Below are 14,937 nucleotides of genomic sequence, written 5' to 3' on the forward strand. Positions count from 1 at the left end.
CCTGGAAGGCGGGGCGTGCCGAGTGAGGTCTCGTTCTCTGCGGGGGATCACTGGATTCGTCTCAGAGGAGAAACTCGTGTTGAAGCGCATCGCAACTGCCCTCGCCGTGGCCACCGTCGCCGGGTTCCTGGCTTCCGGTACCGCTGTCGCCAACGACGGCCCGAGCACCACCCACTCCCAGGGCGGTTACGCGGGCAAGGCCGCCTACAACATGGGCGGTCCCTACGGGATCACCTACGGCGGTGCCTCGATGGGCGGCTACAGCCACGGCACGTCCCTCGACGGGGTCTTCAACTCCGGCTTCGACGGCTACGACGGCTGACGATCCCAGCGGCAAGTGAGCCGTGTTCCGCGGTGAGCAGGACAGGCCGCGGTCCGCGAAAAGGGCGCCTCTCGGGCAGAGGTGCCCCTTTTCGTGTTCCGCCCCGGGGGTGGTGCCAGCAACACCCCCGGGAGGCCGGGTCACCGTATGTCGCGGGCGGTTGTGATCCGCGAATGTTGAGGACGTCAGCACAGCGCTTCCCGGCGCTGCCCGGCACTCCCCGGCACGTCCCCACCGCGAAGATTCGAGGCCCGTCATGAGCTCAAGCACCCTGCCGTACGCAGCCGCTTCCGCCGCTCCCGCTTCCGCTTCCGTGCGCCGTGCGGGCTCGCCGGGTTCGCCCGGTTCGCAGGACTCGCCCGGCTTCTGGCGGGCGCCGTTCGCCGCCGCCACGTACCGGGAGATCGGCTACACGCTGACCTCGCTGCCCGTCGCCATCGCGGGCTTCACCTTCGCCGTGACGATGTTCGCGCTCGGCGTGAGCCTGTTCGTCACCGTGCTCGGACTGCCGGTGCTCGCCGCCGCGCTGGCCGGGGCGCGGGGGTTCGGCGCCGCCGAGCGGGGGCGGGCGCGGTCGCAGCTCGGGCTCGATGCCGCCGGTCCCGCCGCCGTGGAGAAGCCGCGGGACGCGGGGGCGTGGGCGGGGATGCGGGCGCGGCTCGCGGACGGGGCCGGGTGGCGGGCGCTGCTCTTCCAGTTCGTGATGTTCCCTTCGCGGGTGGTGTCCTTCGTCCTCAGCGTGACCTTCCTGGTCACCGGCTGGGTGGTGGCGCTGCTTCCGGCCTACTCCTGGGTGTTCCCGCGCTATCTCGACTGGCCCGGCTACCGCTTGTTCGACTACACCTCCGGCGGCGAGCACCACGCGTTCTACCTGGAGTCGCCGGTGCAGATCGCCGGGGCGTCCCTGGTCGGGCTCGTCATCGTCTTCCTGACCCCGAAGCTGGTCCGGGCCCTGACGAACATCGACCGCGCTGCGGTGCGTTCGCTGCTCGGCTAGGGGCGCGCGTACGCCTGACGGGGCATGCGCAAGGCCTACGCATGCCCCGTCAGGCGTGCCGCCGACGCGATCGTGGACAGGGCCTCGCGTTCCGTCAGGCCGATCTGGAGCGCGGCATCGCAGAGTTCCTCGGCCAGGGACTCGCCGATGCCGTTCTCGTAGGCGCGGCAAGCGGCCCAGAACAGGCGGGTGTTGCGCTGCCCCTCGTGCGCGGCGAGCACGAACTGTACGAGGCCGTGGCCGCGCGGGGCCGGCATCCGCGGGAGCGCGGTCTGGTGGGCCCGTGGCGGCGGCGTGAGCAGCCGCAGCAGCGCGGGCGGGCAGTTCGCGGGAGGGAGATGGGCGGTGCCCGCCAGGGTGCTGTAGACGCCGTGCTCGGTGCGTGAGCCGGGGCCGACGAGATAGCCGCCCGCGCCCCGGATGTCGATGCCGGGAGCGAGGCGGCCCGCGGAGTTGGGGATGACGGTGTCGGGCGGTCCCGTCAGCCAGATGTGGCGGCCACCGCTGGGGGTCGCCACGACGACCGTGGCCGGGATCGTGAACAGATGGCGCAGCGCCAGTTCCCGCAGGGCCGCCGAAGCGTCCGTACCGGACTTGGTGTCCAGGTCGATGCCGATCAGATGGTGTGGGGGCAGGCCGCACGCGATGCCGTAGCCGGTGGCCCGGGGGGCGGCCGCGAAGAGTGCGCGGATGCGGCGCGGATCGGTCGAGGCGTCGTACACCCCGTGGCCGGGGCGGCCGCATTCGCCGTGGCAGGGGGTCGGTGCGGGCCGCTCGTCGTGGTGAGGGGAGCGGAGCGCCGGCAGTTTGGTGCGGGAGAGCGGGATGACGGCGAGGCCGCGCTCGGCGGCGGACAGGGCGTGAGCGAGCACGAGTGCTGTGGCATGGCGGTCGATGGTGGCCATGACTTCATTTTCGTACGAGTGTTCGAAGAAAGGAAGGGGGGCGGGCACGGCGCGCGGGCGAAACGCGGGTGCGCCCCGCGATCTTCGACGAGTAGCGGAACGCTTCAGCCCGTGCGGCGCCTGGGTTTGGGCCGGATTCTGGCGGTTGAGCTGGAGCTATAAGCGACAAGGAGTGTTTATCGACTTGTACTCACGCTTGCGGGGGAATTGGGGCTTCCGGGGTGGTTCGCCGGGGATTCGGTGGGCAACTCTGGTCTCGCGACGTCGAGCAGAACCCCCGGGCCGGTCGGCCAACTGACCCGGAACAAGACGCTCTTGCGGTGCTCCCGGCACAACGCCGGTGCGCACCCACTGTTCTGGAGGAATCACATGGCAAGCATCCGTACCGCCCGTGTCATCGCTGCCGCCGCGGCCCTGCCCCTGGCCGCCGCGCTCTTCACGGGTGTCGCGACGGCCGACAACGGCTCCTTCGCGAACGACGGATCGAATGCGGGCGTGGCGTCCGTCAACGGCAGCGGCGTGGGCGGCAACAACAGCGGCAACTCCGCCACGACGCAGCAGCAGGCGGTCGGCTCCGGCGCCTCGAACCAGAACAACACCGCCCAGGTGAACGGATCGGGCTTCACCGCGCTCCACCAGTCGAACGAGACCACCGCCGTCAACTTCACCAACCTCTGGTGAAGTGAGCGGCCTCCGGGACAGCCCCCGGGGCCGGCTCGATGGGGTGTGTGACGTCCTGAGCGGCGGTGCTTGTGCACCGCCGCTCAGGCGCGTCCGGGGCTCGCCGCAGCCGGGGCATTCCTCCCCGCGCGGCGGGCGACCCCCTCGTATCCAGGGTGATCTCTTGACACCGGCAGGTTTTCTGACGGACAGTCAGAAAACCTTGTCGGTGCGACGCCCGTACGCGAAGGAGAGGCCCGCCGCCGTGCACCTCGCCCCCACCGAACGACAACAGCAGCTGCGCGCCGAACTGCGCACGTACTTCAGCGATCTGATGCCGGACGGGCCACCGGGAAGCGGCGATCTCGAAGGGCAGCGCCGGCTGCTGCGGCGCATCGGGGCCGACGGCATGCTCGGCCTCGGCTGGCCCGTCGAGTACGGCGGGCAGGGGCGCGGGCCCGACGAGCAGTTCCTCTTCTTCGACGAGGCCTACCGCGCGGGCGCGCCCGTATCGATGGTCACCCTGAACACCGTCGGGCCGACCCTCATGAAGTACGGCACCGAGGAGCAGAAGGCCGCCTTCCTGCCGCGCATCCTCAGCGGCGACCTCGTCTTCGCGATCGGCTACAGCGAGCCGTCGGCCGGGACGGACCTGGCCTCGCTGCGGACACGGGCGGTACGTGAGGCCGAGGGGGCCGGTGGGACCAGTGAGGCCGGGGAGCGTGAGGGGCCCGGCGCGAGCGGCGGCACGTGGGTCATCGACGGGCAGAAGATCTTCACCTCCAACGCCCAGAACGCCGACTGGATCTGGCTGGCCTGCCGCACCGACCCCGAGGCACCCAAGCACCAGGGCATCTCGATCATCCTCGTGCCGACCGGCGCACCCGGCTTCTCCTGGACGCCGATCGAGACCGTGGGCGGCCTGACGACCACGGCGACGTACTACGACGGGGTCCGGGTGCCCGCCACGAACCTCGTCGGCGAGGAGAACGGCGGCTGGGGGCTCATCACCAACCAGCTCAACCACGAGCGGGTGGCGCTCGCCGCGATCGGCATGCAGGCCGAGGACTTCTACGAAGCGGCCCTCGCCTTCGCCCGCACCCCCGACCCGGTGACGGGCGAGCGCCGGATCGACGCCCCGTGGGTCCGGTCGAAACTGGCCGAAGCGCAGGCACGCCTCGCGGCGACGCGCCTGCTCAACTGGCGGCTCGTGGGCGATGTCGGGGCGGGCGTCCTGGCGCCGGGAGACGCGAGCGGCGTGAAGTTCGCGGGAACCGAATCGGCCGTCGAGGTCTACCGGATCTGCCAGGAAGTCACGGGCGAGGCGGGCCTGGTGCGGGCCGGATCACCCGGTTCCCTGGCGCTCGGCACGGGCGGCGGCGGTGAGGGGGAGCTGGAGCGGATGAACAGGGCGGCACAGATCAATACGTTCGGGGGCGGGGTGAGCGAGGTGCAGCGGGAGATCGTGGCGACGATGCGCCTCGGGATGCGGAGGGGGCGACGGTGACCGATCTTTCGTACGAGACGCTGAAGGCGTTCGAAGGCCGGATGGCCGCCACGTCGGCCGCGGGCAAGGACCCGGTCAACGAGCCGATGATCCGGCACTGGTGCGAGGCCATGGGGGACACCAACCCGGACTACGCGGGAGCGGACCCCATCGCGCCGCCGACCATGCTCCAGGCCTGGACGATGGGCGGACTCTCCGGGCACGTCTCCGGGCACCAGGGGCGCTCGCCCGCGTACGACGAGCTGTTCGCGCTCCTGGACGGCGCGGGATACACCTCGGTCGTCGCGACCGACTGCGAGCAGGAGTATCTGCGGGTGCTGCGGCCGGGGGACGAGATCACCTTCGACGCGGTCATCGAGTCGGTGTCGGAGCGCAAGACGACGAAGCTGGGCACAGGGCATTTCGTCACGACCCGGATGGACGTCAGAGCGGGCGGCGAACCGGCGGGGATACACCGCTTCCGGATCCTCAAGTACGCGCCCGCGCGGGCGAAGCCGCGGGGCAAGAGGCCCCGCCCGGTGATCAACCGGGACAACGCCGGGTTCTGGGAGGGCGTGGCCCGCCACCGGCTCCTGATCCAGCGCTGCGGCGGCTGCCGGGCACTGCGCTTCCCCTGGCTGCCCGGCTGCAACGCCTGCGGGTCGCTCGAATGGGACACGGTCGAGGCGAGCGGCGAAGGCACGGTCTACTCGTACGTCGTCATGCACCATCCGCCCTTCCCCGCATTCGATCCGCCGTACGCCGTCGCGCTCGTCGGTCTTGCGGAGGGCGTGCGCATGGTCAGCAATGTGGTGGGCGTCCCCAGCGACAAGGTGCGGATCGGGCAGCCGGTGCGGCTCGAATTCCAGCAGGTGGACGGGGAGTTGGAGCTGCCGGTGTTCCGGGTCGTCGAGGGTATGGCGGGGGGCGGGGTCTGACATGGACTTCACGCCTGCGCAGGAGCAGGATTTTGCACGGGACCTGGCCAGAGAGATCTTCGGGGACCTGTCCACGCCCGAGCGGCTCGCGGCTGCGGGCCCGGCGTCGGACGCCGGGCTGTGGAAGGCGCTGTGCGCGGCGGGGCTTTTGGGTGCGGTGGAGGATGTCGGCCTGCTCGGGCTCGTACTGCTGCTTGAGGAGCAGGGGCGGGTGACGGCGCAGGTGCCGTTCGCTGCGAGCTGCGTCTACGGGCTGCTCGCGGTGACGGCGCACGGCACGGACGAGCAGCGGGAGCGGCTGCTGCCGGGGTTGCGGGACGGCACCGCCGTCGCGACCGGGGCGTTTCCGGCGCGGGGCGGCGTGGTGGCCGCCGCGGAGGGGGCGCGGGCCGGGACGCTGACCGGGGAGGTGCCGTGGGTGCCGTGGCTGCGGGATGCCACGGAGGTCCTTGTGGCGGTGCGCGACCCGGAACCGCGGGGCGGCCACAGCCTCTGGCGGGTGCGGGTGGCCGACGCGGAGACCGAGCCCGTGGAGCTGACGGCGCCCTGGGCTGCGGGGCGGCTTGTCCTGGACGGGACGCCCGCGGAGCGGCTCGGCGGCGAGGGGGCGTACGGGGCGTACGACGATGTTCTGGCGAGCGCGCGGACGGCGTTCGCGGGGTTGCAGGCCGGGGTGTGCGCGGGGTCGCTGGCCCGAGCCGTCGCCCACACGAACGAACGGGAGCAGTTCGGGCGGCCCCTCGCGGCCAAACAGGGGGTCCAGCTCCGGGCGGCGGACGCCCATATGGACACCGAGGCGATACGGGTCACGGCGTACGAGGCGGCCTGGCGCCGTGACGCCGGGCTCGCCTACGGCACGCATGCGCTGACCGCCGCGTGGTGGGCGTCGGAGGCGGGCAGGCGGGTCGTGCACGCGGGCCAGCACCTGCACGGCGGCACGGGCGCCGACCTCGACCATCCCGTGCACCGGCATTTCCTGTGGGGGCGGCAGCTGGACGCGTACCTGGGCTGCGGGGGCGAAGTCCTCGCGGAGTTGGGCGACTTGATCGCAGGGGGCGCGGAGGGCGCGCGAGCCGCGCAGGATGCGCCGCAGGGCGCGCGAGCCGCGCAGGAGGGGGCGGCATGACGGGGATACGGGATTCCGGCGGAGAGGCAGAGGACGTGACGGGAGCACGGGACTCCGGAGACGGCGGCGGGGGCGTCGGCGTTGGCGGGGGCAGGGTCGGAGGCGGCGGCAGGGGCAAGGACGGCGGGGGTGGCGGCGGAGGCGTCGGGGGTAAGGACGGCGCAGGCGGAGGCGGCGGCGGAGGCGGAGGCAGGAACGGCGCAGGCGGCGGCGGAGGCAGGTACGGCGGAGACGTTGGCGGGGACAGGGACGGAGGCGGCGTCGGCGGAGACCTCAACGGGGGCGACGGCGGCGGGGGCGTCGGCGGTGACCTCGGCGGGGGCAAGGGCGGCGCAGGCGGCGGCGGGTACGGCGGAGGCGGCGGCGGGGGCATGGACGGCGGAGGCGTCGGCAGGGACGGCGGCGGAGGTGGTCAAGGGGCAGGGCGTGGTAGCGGCGGTGTGCGGGCCGGGGATGAGCTTCCGCAGCTCACCATCCCCGTCACCCGGACGCTGATCGTCTCCGGCGCGATCGCCTCGCGGGACTACCAGGACGTGCACCACGACCCGGTGGCCTCGCAGGAGAAGGGATCCCCCGACATCTTCATGAACATCCTGACCACGAACGGCCTGGTCGGGCGGTACATCACGGACCACTTCGGCTCCGGGACGATCCTGCACAAGGTGGCGATCCGCCTGGGGGCGCCCAACTATCCGGGGGACACGATGGTGTTGACCGGTTCGGTGGAGCAGGTCGACGGCGATACGGCCACGGTCCGCGTGGTCGGGGCCAACGCCATCGGCAAGCACGTCACCGGCACGGTCACGATCACCGTCCCCGGCGGGGCGTCGGCGGGAGGCGCGGCATGAGCGCAGGCACGCGCGACCGGCTCGGCGGCAAGGCCGCCGTCGTGGGGATAGGGGCCACCGAGTTCTCCAAGGACTCGGGGCGCAGCGAACTCAGGCTCGCCGTGGAGGCGGTGGGCCTCGCGCTCGAAGACGCCGGGCTCGGACCCGACGACGTGGACGGCATGGTCACGTTCACGATGGACACGAACCCGGAGATCACCGTCGCGCAGGCGGCCGGTATCGGAGAGCTCACCTTCTTCTCGCGCGTCCACTACGGCGGAGGCGCGGCCTGCGCGACCGTCCAGCAGGCGGCGCTCGCGGTGGCGACCGGCGTGGCCGAGGTCGTCGTCTGCTACCGCGCGTTCAACGAACGGTCGGGCCGGCGCTTCGGTTCGGGCGTGCAGCACCGGGAGCCGTCGGCGGAGGGCGCCGCGCTCGGCTGGTCCCTGCCGTTCGGCCTGCTGACCCCGGCGTCCTGGGTGGCCATGGCGGCCCAGCGCTATCTGCACACCTATGGCCTGACCCCCGATGTCTTCGGCCATGTGGCGGTCACCGACCGGAAGTACGCGGCGACCAACCCCGCGGCCTACTTCCACGGGAAGCCGATCACGCTCGCCGATCACGCCGCATCGCGCTGGATCGTCGAACCCCTGCGGCTCCTGGACTGCTGCCAGGAGACCGACGGCGGCCAGGCGATCGTCGTGACGAGCGTGGAGCGGGCCCGCGATCTGCCGAAGCCGGCGGCGGTCATCACCGCGGCGGCGCAGGGGGCGGGCCGGGCGCAGGAGCAGATGACCAGCTTCTACCGCGACGACCTGAGCGGCCTTCCCGAGATGAGCGTGGTGGCCCGGCAGCTGTGGCGGAGTTCCGGTCTCGCGCCCGGCGACATCGACGTGGGCATCCTCTACGACCACTTCACCCCGTTCGTCCTCATGCAGCTGGAGGAGTTCGGCTTCTGCGGCCCCGGCGAGGCCGCGGACTTCGTGGCCGGGGAGATGCTGCCGCTGAACACGCACGGAGGGCAGCTCGGGGAGGCGTATCTGCACGGGATGAACGGCATAGCGGAAGCGGTCCGGCAGGTGCGGGGCACGTCCGTGAACCAGATCCCCGGGGCGGCCCGCACACTCGTCACCGCGGGCACGGGTGTCCCCACATCAGGGTTGATTCTGACGGCGGACGGCTGAACGCGGAGCGTGTCCCGGCCGGGTCGGCGGCGCCGGGCCGTTCACTCGGCGTATGCGATGCCAAAAACTGATGATGGGATTCGTCCTGGCCACCGCCCTGGCCACGCTGGCCCTGGGCGCGCCACCGACCGGCGCCGTGGGCAGACCCGGAACCGAAGAACGCGCCGCCGGGAAGGCGGCAGCCGTTTCGGTCTTCCGTGGCTGGGCCTTCGACACCTGCCTCGCTCCGTCCGCGGACACGATGCGCCGCTGGACGTCCTCCGACTACCAAGCGGTGGGCGTGTACTTCGGGGGCCGCGGCCGGGCGTGCGCGCGCCAGCCGCACCTGAGCCACGGGTGGATGCGTTCGGTGCGGGGGATGGGGTGGAAGGTCCTTCCGGTGTACGTCGGTTCGCAGTCGCCCTGTGTCATCGCGAAGAACAAGAAGCACGTTCGCATGGGGCGCTACCCGGTGCGGCAGGGGACGCAGGAGGGCCGTGACGCGGTACGCAGGGCGAAGGCGTTCGGGATGAAGACGAGCAGCCCGCTCTACCTGGACATGGAGGCGTACTCCTACCGGAAGGCGCAGTGCGGCAAGGCCACGCTCGCCTTTGTGCGGGCCTGGAACCGCGAGGTGCGCAGGTTCGGGTACGTACCGGGGTTCTACAGCAGTTCGAACTACGGCGTACGGCACATGGAGACGGCGCGGCGGGCAGGGGTGCGGGACCTGCCGTCGGTGATGTGGTTCGCGCGCTGGCACAAGCGCCCGAGCCTGTACAACGAGCCCGTACTGAGCAAGAACGCGTGGCGCGAGCGGCGCATCCACCAGTACGCGGGGAACGTGAAGGAGAAGCACGGCGGGCGCACGCTGCGGATCGACCGGAACCTCGTGCACGCGCCGGTGGCCCGGATCGGCTAGAGCGGGGCGGGGCGCGGGCCTCTCGGGGATGAACCCTCAGGGGGTGTGCTCCGCCTCCTCCACCTTCAGGAGGTGGAGCTACCACCCGGCGTACAACCTGAGGCGGACACGGCTTAGGGACCTGCGGCCGATCCGCTGAAGTAGGGGGCGCTTCTAGCGTGGAGCCATGACCGTATCCATGGTGCCCATGTGCACCAGCGCATCGAGGGCCGCGACGCGGACAGCGAGTCCTTCGGCGTATCCGTCGTTCGCGTCGTACGTACGGGCACGACAGCCCGTGTTGCTTCGCACCGCCCGCTCGCTGACCGCGAATCCGAGCGATGCCGAGGATCTGTTGCAGACCGCCCTGACCAAGACCTACGTCGCGTGGGACCGGATCCAGGACCACCGGGCGCTCGACGGCTATGTGCGCCGGGCCCTTCTGAACACCCGGACCTCGCAGTGGCGCAAGCGCAAGGTCGACGAGTTCGCGTGCGACGAGCTTCCCGAGCCCGAGGTGACGCCGGTCGCGGATCCGGCCGAGCAGCAGGTGCTCAGGGACGCGATGTGGCGCGCGATCATGAAGCTGCCCGCGCGCCAGCGGGCGATGGTCGTCCTGAGGTACTACGAGGATCTCAGCGAGGCGCAGACCGCCGAGGTGCTCGGGGTGTCCATCGGCACCGTCAAGAGCGCGGTTTCGCGGGCGCTCGGCAAGCTGCGCGAGGACCCGGAGCTCACACCGGTCCGGTGATCGGCGCAGCTGTGGCTGACCTTTCTTCTCCCGGCCTAGTGACATACCGTGCGGTATGCGGCAAGAATCTGGCGAGCCCTACTGCCAGGTAGGTCATTCGGGAGCCGCCCCGGATGAATGCCGCGCGCCCACCGGGAGGACGCCGTGCTGAGCACGATGCAGGACGTACCACTGACCGTCACCCGCATCCTCCGGCACGGGACGACCGTGCACGGGTCGTCACAGGTCACCACCTGGACCGGCGAGGCGGACCCGCACCGCCGCAGCTTCCGTGAGATCGGTGAACGCTCCGCCCAGCTGGCGCACGCGCTGCGCGAGGACCTCGGGGTCGACGGCGACGAGCGCGTGGCCACCTTCATGTGCAGCAGTGGCGGTAAAACACTCGCGGTCTGATCTGCGAATACGCGGCAGCGGGCATGGAACGGCCCCGACACCTGAAGAGGTGCCGGGGCCGTTTCGTTCCGGCCCGCCGCGCTGCTCGGGGGATACAGCGACGGCGGGCCTCCCCGCTACCGTCTCACCGGGTCCGGTAGCGGGGGGCGTCGGGCGCGCGCCATGGACGCGCGCCGCGAGTGGCTGAACCCCTTGGGGGTGCCGGGTGGTGCCTTGTACGCTCGGCGAAGGCGGGCCGGCCCGGAGTCTTCCTTACTCCGGGGCGGCCCATCTGCGTGCCGGTCATACGTGGTACACCGTGCCCCAGCGCATCGCGCCGCGGTTGAAGCAGTCGGCCGCGTGCTCGGCGGTCGCTTCTTGGCCGGCCCCGGCGGCGAGCGGGTCGAACAGGACGTACACGCGGACCGGCGTACCGGCGGCGACCAGGCGCACCCATTCCGCCGAGGCCGTAACGCGCACCTTGTACGTGTCGTCGCCGTAGTCGAGCCACGGAGAGCCATTCCGGATGCGGATGCGGTGGCCGACGTACGGGGCGGGGGTGTCGTGCGCGCCGAGGTTCATCGCGCCCGCGAGCGCCCGCATACCCTCGCCGATGCGCTCGACGCTTTCGTGTGGGAGCCGCGGCGGGACGTGGTAGGCGAGCAGCTGCGCCACGGTGAAAGCCTCGATGCGCCGTACGCCGGTTGCGAACCGAACGCCGGCGACGAATCCGGGGCCGGGCGGGGCGACTGTCTCGGGTGTGGTCACGGCCCTTTCACCTCCGCCCACACCGACTTGCCCATGGGGATTTCGTCGACTCCCCACGCGCCGGGGCACAGGTAGTTGAGGATGATCAACCCTCGGCCGCGGTCGCGTTCTTCGGACTCGGGGCGGGGCCGGGGCTGTCGGCGAACGGGGTCGTGTACCTCGATTCGCGTCCGGCTGTCGTCGGCGTCGAGCACGACGCGCAGGGAGTCGCCGGGTTCGGTGCCGTAGCGGATTGAGTTGGTGACCAGCTCGCAGGCGACTAGTACGGCGGCGTCGAGGTGTTCGTCGGATGCGCCCGGAACGTGGTACGCGACGAACTCACGTACGAACTTCCGTGCTGCTGAGGCTGATTGGGCTTCACCGTCAAGTAAGAGAATCGGCGGTGGGCCGACGGGCAGTGCGCAACAGGCGGGCATATTGGCCCGCCATAGTTCGATCATGCGTGTCCCCTCACGGGTGAGCGCCAGAGCGCGCATGTATTTCGTAGCACGCTCCGGGCAGCTTTGACCTTTCGTCATGACAGATTGCTCTCTCGACTCTGCGTAGTGCAACCCTTGACGCCACTTCATAGAAATTTGCATATGCCGGTAGGAGAGTGACGCGGTGTGTTAAGTACGCAGGTGACAGCCGATGACGGGGCCGGGCAGACTGTCGAGCAAGCCGCCGAAGGGGAGGGGAAGGGAATGAGTGCGCCTACTGTGCGCCGTCGGCGCCTCGGTGCGAAGCTGCGAGCGCTGCGCGCCGAACTCACCCTCGAAGAGGTAGCCGAGAGGTCCGAGGGCCTGTTCGTGTACTCGAAGCTGTCGAGGATCGAGACGGCGAAGAGTCCGGCCAAGGCGAAAGACATCGACGCCCTGCTCGACCTGTACGTCACGTTGGGCCGGGACGTGAGCGAGGAACTGCGCGCCGCGCTGCTCACGCTCACCAAGGAAGGCGCGCAGCGCGGTTGGTGGCACTCGTACAGGGGCGTCCTGACGCCCGTGTACGAGGACCTGATCAGCCTTGAAGCTGAGGCCGAATCGGTCTCGTCGTGGCAGCTGGGCGTCATTCCTGGCCTGCTCCAGACCGGCGAGTACGCCCGCGAGCTGATGCGAGCAATGGCCATGTCTGAGGCGATCGAGGCTCGCGTCGATGCCCTGGTCGAGGTGCGCCTCGCCCGGCAGGCCGTACTTACCCGCGAGGACCCGCTCAGCCTGTGGGCGATCGTCTCCGAGCAGGCCCTACGCTCAACGTCCGAAGATGACGAAGTGATGCATGGACAGCTGGGCCGGTTGCTGTCCATGGGGAAGCGACCGAACGTGAACGTTCAGGTGTTGCCTGCCAACGCGCCGTTGCACGTCGGTCAGCTGGGCAGCTTCACCATCCTGGGATTCGGCCCCCATACCGACCTCGACGTGGTGCACACGGAGGGGTTGACCTCGGCTCTGTACGTCGAGGAACGCGAGCAGATCGCCGCTCACCGGGACGCGTGGCAACGGCTGACCTCCGCCGCGCTCTCCGTCGAGGCTACGGCGGAATTGATCACAGAGATAAGGAAGAACGCATGACACATGTTGACGACTCCACCACCCTGCCCGTCACGTGGTGGAAGTCCTCACGCAGCGACAGCGGTACGCAGTGCGTCGAGTGCGGCATCGTGGATGCCGAGACCGTGGCCGTAAGGGACAGCAAGGACCCGCACGGGCCCGCGCTGCTGTTCGGCCGCGCCGCGCTGTCCTCGTTCGCCGCAGCTGCGGCGGCCGGTCAGTTCGGCCAGATGTAGGGAGCCACACGCGCAACGACGGCCCGCCCCCGCTGCATCCGGGGGCGGGCCGTCCGCGTGCGGGCCCCGGTGGCGAGCCTACGGCGAGCCGGTCGTCGGGGGAACACGAAAACGCCCCCCATACAGCCATAGACGGCCGTACGGGGGGCGTTGCTCATACGCGGGTGGCAAAGGTCCACAGCGACAGGGCAAGGCCGACCAGGGCGACCAGGGCGGCCACGGACGGGAGCGGCCAGCGGGCCCGTTCGAGGGCGTCGAGCCGTGCGTCGTTGCGCTTCTGGCGCTCGGTCTCGCCTCGCTCGACGGCGTCGAGGCGGGAGTCGTGGCCGTCGAGCTGTCGGGCGTGCGTCCGGATCGCCTCGTCGGTCTGGTCGTGGCGCTGAACGAGCAACGCGAGGGCGCCGTCGGTGCGGGTGAACCCGACCTCGATCGTCCGCCGGATGCGCTCCAACTCCAGTGCGACCGCTGCCGGATCGGACGGCGAGGGTTGGGTCGTCACGGCGCGGTGGTCTCCTTGTGGTCGTCGACCAGGCCGAGACCGAACCGGTCGAGCAGGGCCTCGACGACAGGCGAGGCCATGGCGCGGGCGATGACGCCGGCGACGGCGGCGGCCGTGGCGGCGGCGCCGACCAGCCACGGGGCCGCGGCGGCAAGGTCGCCGGAATCGGCGACGACCGCGGCGAGGGCGGGCACGACCGCGACGACCGCGGCGAACGTCTGGAGCGCGGTACGGACGGCGCGGGTGTTCTTCGGGTTCATGAGGGGACCTCTCGGGGTGTTGGGCGGGGGCCCGCCCGGCGCGGTGCCGGGCGGGGTCGAGCGATCAGGCGACCAGCCGGCGCCACGTCTCGGGGCCGGGGTAGCCGTCGGCGTCGGCGCCGGTCCACCCCTGCGCGCGCTGGAATGCGCGCACGGCGTTGCGGTCGGCGTTGGACCAGGACGGGCCGGGGCCGACCTTGTAGAAGCGGCCGTATCCCTTGGCGACCAGGGCCTCGCCGAGACGCGTCACGTTGGCGTTGCGCTTGCCGGGGCCGAACGCGCTACGGCCGGGGAAGGCAGGCGGCTTCGGCTTGGGCTTCGGCTTGGCCGTGGTGGTCTTGCCGGGGAGGGTGCCGAGCAGGGACCGGAGCGAGGATTCCCCCGGTACGCCGTCGGCGTCGTCGCCGCTGAAACCGAGACTGCGCTGATAGGCCGCGTAGTTCTTCGTATCGGCGTCGCTCCACTTGGGGCCGGGACCGACCTCGTACGCGTCGCCGTGCCCCTTGGCGACCAGGGCCTCGCCGACGCGGGTCACGTGGCTGCCCTCGGCGCCGTAGCCGTAGGGCAGGCCGTTGATGGTCACCTGGTAGCGGGCGACGCCCGTCGGCGCGGTGCCGCCCGTGGGCGGCTGGTAGCCCTTGGCGGGCATTCCGGCCTGTACCCATGCGTAGAGGCGGGGGCCGGGGCACAGGGTCGCGATGCCGTCGCGGTGGCCGCGCTTGGCGAGGGTGCGGCCGGTACGCTGGCACGCCTCGTCGTACAGTGCGCGGCACGCGGCGAGGGCGGCCTCGCTCGGCTCCTGGTCGCCGCCAACGGCGATCTGTACGCCGATGCCGGACACGTTGAAGCCGGGGCAGTGCGCGCCCGTGCGGGTCCAGCCTCGGCCCTCGTAGATGTTGCCGGCCTGGTCAACGACGAAGTGATAGCCCACCCCGGACCAGCCCTGTGCGAGGTGCTGCGCCTCGATGGCGCGGGGGACGGCGTAGCCGGTGCGGCCGACGTGGTGCGCTCCGTCGTAGTGCACGAAGAACTCTCGCCGGCTGGACAGGGGAACGTACGCCGGGCCGTCGCTGCGCGGGTCGTTGTCCCACGGCTTAGCGCCCCACGCGGCGCGGCCGATGATCTTGACGGACATGGGGTTGTCTCCAGACATGAGGAAACGCCCGGCGCGGTGCGCTCGGGCGTGCGGTGTGGGGCGGTGGT

The 14,937-nt window shown here is 71.2% G+C and carries 18 protein-coding genes and 1 pseudogene; 13 read left to right on the plus strand and 6 right to left on the minus strand.

The genetic code is table 11. The features are described from left to right. Positions 1-76 precede the first annotated feature (76 nt). Positions 77-322, plus strand: a complete 246-nt coding sequence (locus tag ACQKIP_RS00375; RefSeq protein WP_365861310.1) for a hypothetical protein — start codon at positions 77-79, stop codon at positions 320-322. A 256-nt stretch (positions 323-578) separates the two neighbouring features. After that, positions 579-1,319, plus strand: coding sequence for a sensor domain-containing protein (locus ACQKIP_RS00380; RefSeq protein ID WP_365861311.1), 741 nt, complete (start codon positions 579-581; stop codon positions 1,317-1,319). Positions 1,320-1,354: 35 nt separating this feature from the next. Here the strand turns inward: ACQKIP_RS00380 and ACQKIP_RS00385 are convergent, their stop codons facing one another. Continuing rightward, positions 1,355-2,224, minus strand: a complete 870-nt coding sequence (locus tag ACQKIP_RS00385; protein ID WP_365861313.1) for a bifunctional DNA primase/polymerase — start codon at positions 2,222-2,224, stop codon at positions 1,355-1,357. A gap of 369 nt (positions 2,225-2,593) precedes the next feature. On the opposite strand from ACQKIP_RS00385, the gene ACQKIP_RS00390 reads away from it, so the two are divergent. From ACQKIP_RS00390 to ACQKIP_RS00430, 9 genes and pseudogenes are all read left to right on the plus strand, one after another. Next, complete coding sequence (locus ACQKIP_RS00390) at positions 2,594-2,905, plus strand: hypothetical protein (protein WP_365861315.1); 312 nt, start codon at positions 2,594-2,596, stop codon at positions 2,903-2,905. Between the two features lie 244 nt (positions 2,906-3,149). Continuing rightward, positions 3,150-4,391, plus strand: a complete 1,242-nt coding sequence (locus tag ACQKIP_RS00395; RefSeq protein WP_365861564.1) for an acyl-CoA dehydrogenase family protein — start codon at positions 3,150-3,152, stop codon at positions 4,389-4,391. A 41-nt stretch (positions 4,392-4,432) separates the two neighbouring features. After that, on the plus strand, positions 4,433-5,308 hold the full coding sequence (locus ACQKIP_RS00400) for a bifunctional MaoC family dehydratase N-terminal/OB-fold nucleic acid binding domain-containing protein (protein WP_365861565.1): 876 nt from the start codon (positions 4,433-4,435) through the stop codon (positions 5,306-5,308). 1 nt (position 5,309) lies between these two features. Next, positions 5,310-6,434 (plus strand): acyl-CoA dehydrogenase family protein, encoded by a 1,125-nt coding sequence (locus tag ACQKIP_RS00405; RefSeq protein WP_365861317.1) that lies wholly within the window; start codon positions 5,310-5,312, stop codon positions 6,432-6,434. A 440-nt stretch (positions 6,435-6,874) separates the two neighbouring features. Further along, the gene (locus tag ACQKIP_RS00410) at positions 6,875-7,282 is read left to right on the plus strand and encodes a MaoC family dehydratase (protein ID WP_365861566.1); all 408 of its coding nucleotides are present in this window, start codon (positions 6,875-6,877) and stop codon (positions 7,280-7,282) included. Then, positions 7,279-8,445 carry a lipid-transfer protein gene (locus ACQKIP_RS00415; RefSeq protein ID WP_365861318.1) on the plus strand — a complete coding sequence of 389 codons (1,167 nt, stop codon included), beginning with the start codon at positions 7,279-7,281 and terminating at the stop codon, positions 8,443-8,445. Before ACQKIP_RS00410 ends, ACQKIP_RS00415 begins: the two co-directional genes overlap by 4 nt. Before the next feature lie 52 nt (positions 8,446-8,497). Continuing rightward, complete coding sequence (locus tag ACQKIP_RS00420) at positions 8,498-9,343, plus strand: DUF1906 domain-containing protein (RefSeq protein ID WP_365861319.1); 846 nt, start codon at positions 8,498-8,500, stop codon at positions 9,341-9,343. Positions 9,344-9,509: 166 nt separating this feature from the next. Beyond that, positions 9,510-10,073 carry a SigE family RNA polymerase sigma factor gene (locus ACQKIP_RS00425; RefSeq protein WP_365861321.1) on the plus strand — a complete coding sequence of 188 codons (564 nt, stop codon included), beginning with the start codon at positions 9,510-9,512 and terminating at the stop codon, positions 10,071-10,073. A gap of 144 nt (positions 10,074-10,217) precedes the next feature. Next, a pseudogene (locus ACQKIP_RS00430) lies at positions 10,218-10,433 on the plus strand (fatty acid--CoA ligase); the annotation flags it as partial. 315 nt (positions 10,434-10,748) lie between these two features. Here the strand turns inward: ACQKIP_RS00430 and ACQKIP_RS00435 are convergent. Further along, positions 10,749-11,213 carry a hypothetical protein gene (locus ACQKIP_RS00435; protein WP_365861322.1) on the minus strand — a complete coding sequence of 155 codons (465 nt, stop codon included), beginning with the start codon at positions 11,211-11,213 and terminating at the stop codon, positions 10,749-10,751. Continuing rightward, a complete protein-coding gene (locus ACQKIP_RS00440) occupies positions 11,210-11,653 on the minus strand; it encodes an ATP-binding protein (RefSeq protein ID WP_365861324.1) in 444 nt (147 codons plus the stop codon). The genes ACQKIP_RS00435 and ACQKIP_RS00440 overlap by 4 nt, the downstream gene beginning before the upstream one ends. A gap of 243 nt (positions 11,654-11,896) precedes the next feature. Here ACQKIP_RS00440 and ACQKIP_RS00445 point away from each other — a divergent pair, with 243 nt between their 5' ends. After that, positions 11,897-12,760 (plus strand): helix-turn-helix domain-containing protein, encoded by an 864-nt coding sequence (locus ACQKIP_RS00445; RefSeq protein WP_365861567.1) that lies wholly within the window; start codon positions 11,897-11,899, stop codon positions 12,758-12,760. Next, on the plus strand, positions 12,757-12,975 hold the full coding sequence (locus ACQKIP_RS00450) for a DUF397 domain-containing protein (protein WP_365861326.1): 219 nt from the start codon (positions 12,757-12,759) through the stop codon (positions 12,973-12,975). The genes ACQKIP_RS00445 and ACQKIP_RS00450 overlap by 4 nt, the downstream gene beginning before the upstream one ends. Before the next feature lie 154 nt (positions 12,976-13,129). Here the strand turns inward: ACQKIP_RS00450 and ACQKIP_RS00455 are convergent, their stop codons facing one another. From ACQKIP_RS00455 to ACQKIP_RS00465, 3 genes are all read right to left on the minus strand, one after another. After that, entirely contained in the window at positions 13,130-13,474 is a 345-nt protein-coding gene (locus ACQKIP_RS00455; RefSeq protein WP_365861327.1) for a hypothetical protein, read from the minus strand. Then, positions 13,471-13,734, minus strand: a complete 264-nt coding sequence (locus ACQKIP_RS00460; RefSeq protein ID WP_162602853.1) for a hypothetical protein — start codon at positions 13,732-13,734, stop codon at positions 13,471-13,473. The genes ACQKIP_RS00455 and ACQKIP_RS00460 overlap by 4 nt, the downstream gene beginning before the upstream one ends. A 64-nt stretch (positions 13,735-13,798) precedes the next feature. After that, entirely contained in the window at positions 13,799-14,869 is a 1,071-nt protein-coding gene (locus tag ACQKIP_RS00465; protein WP_365861328.1) for a peptidoglycan-binding protein, read from the minus strand. Between the last annotated feature and the right edge of the window lie 68 nt (positions 14,870-14,937).

Source organism: Streptomyces sp. NPDC059900 (genome assembly GCF_050270335.1).
Classification (GTDB): domain Bacteria; phylum Actinomycetota; class Actinomycetes; order Streptomycetales; family Streptomycetaceae; genus Streptomyces.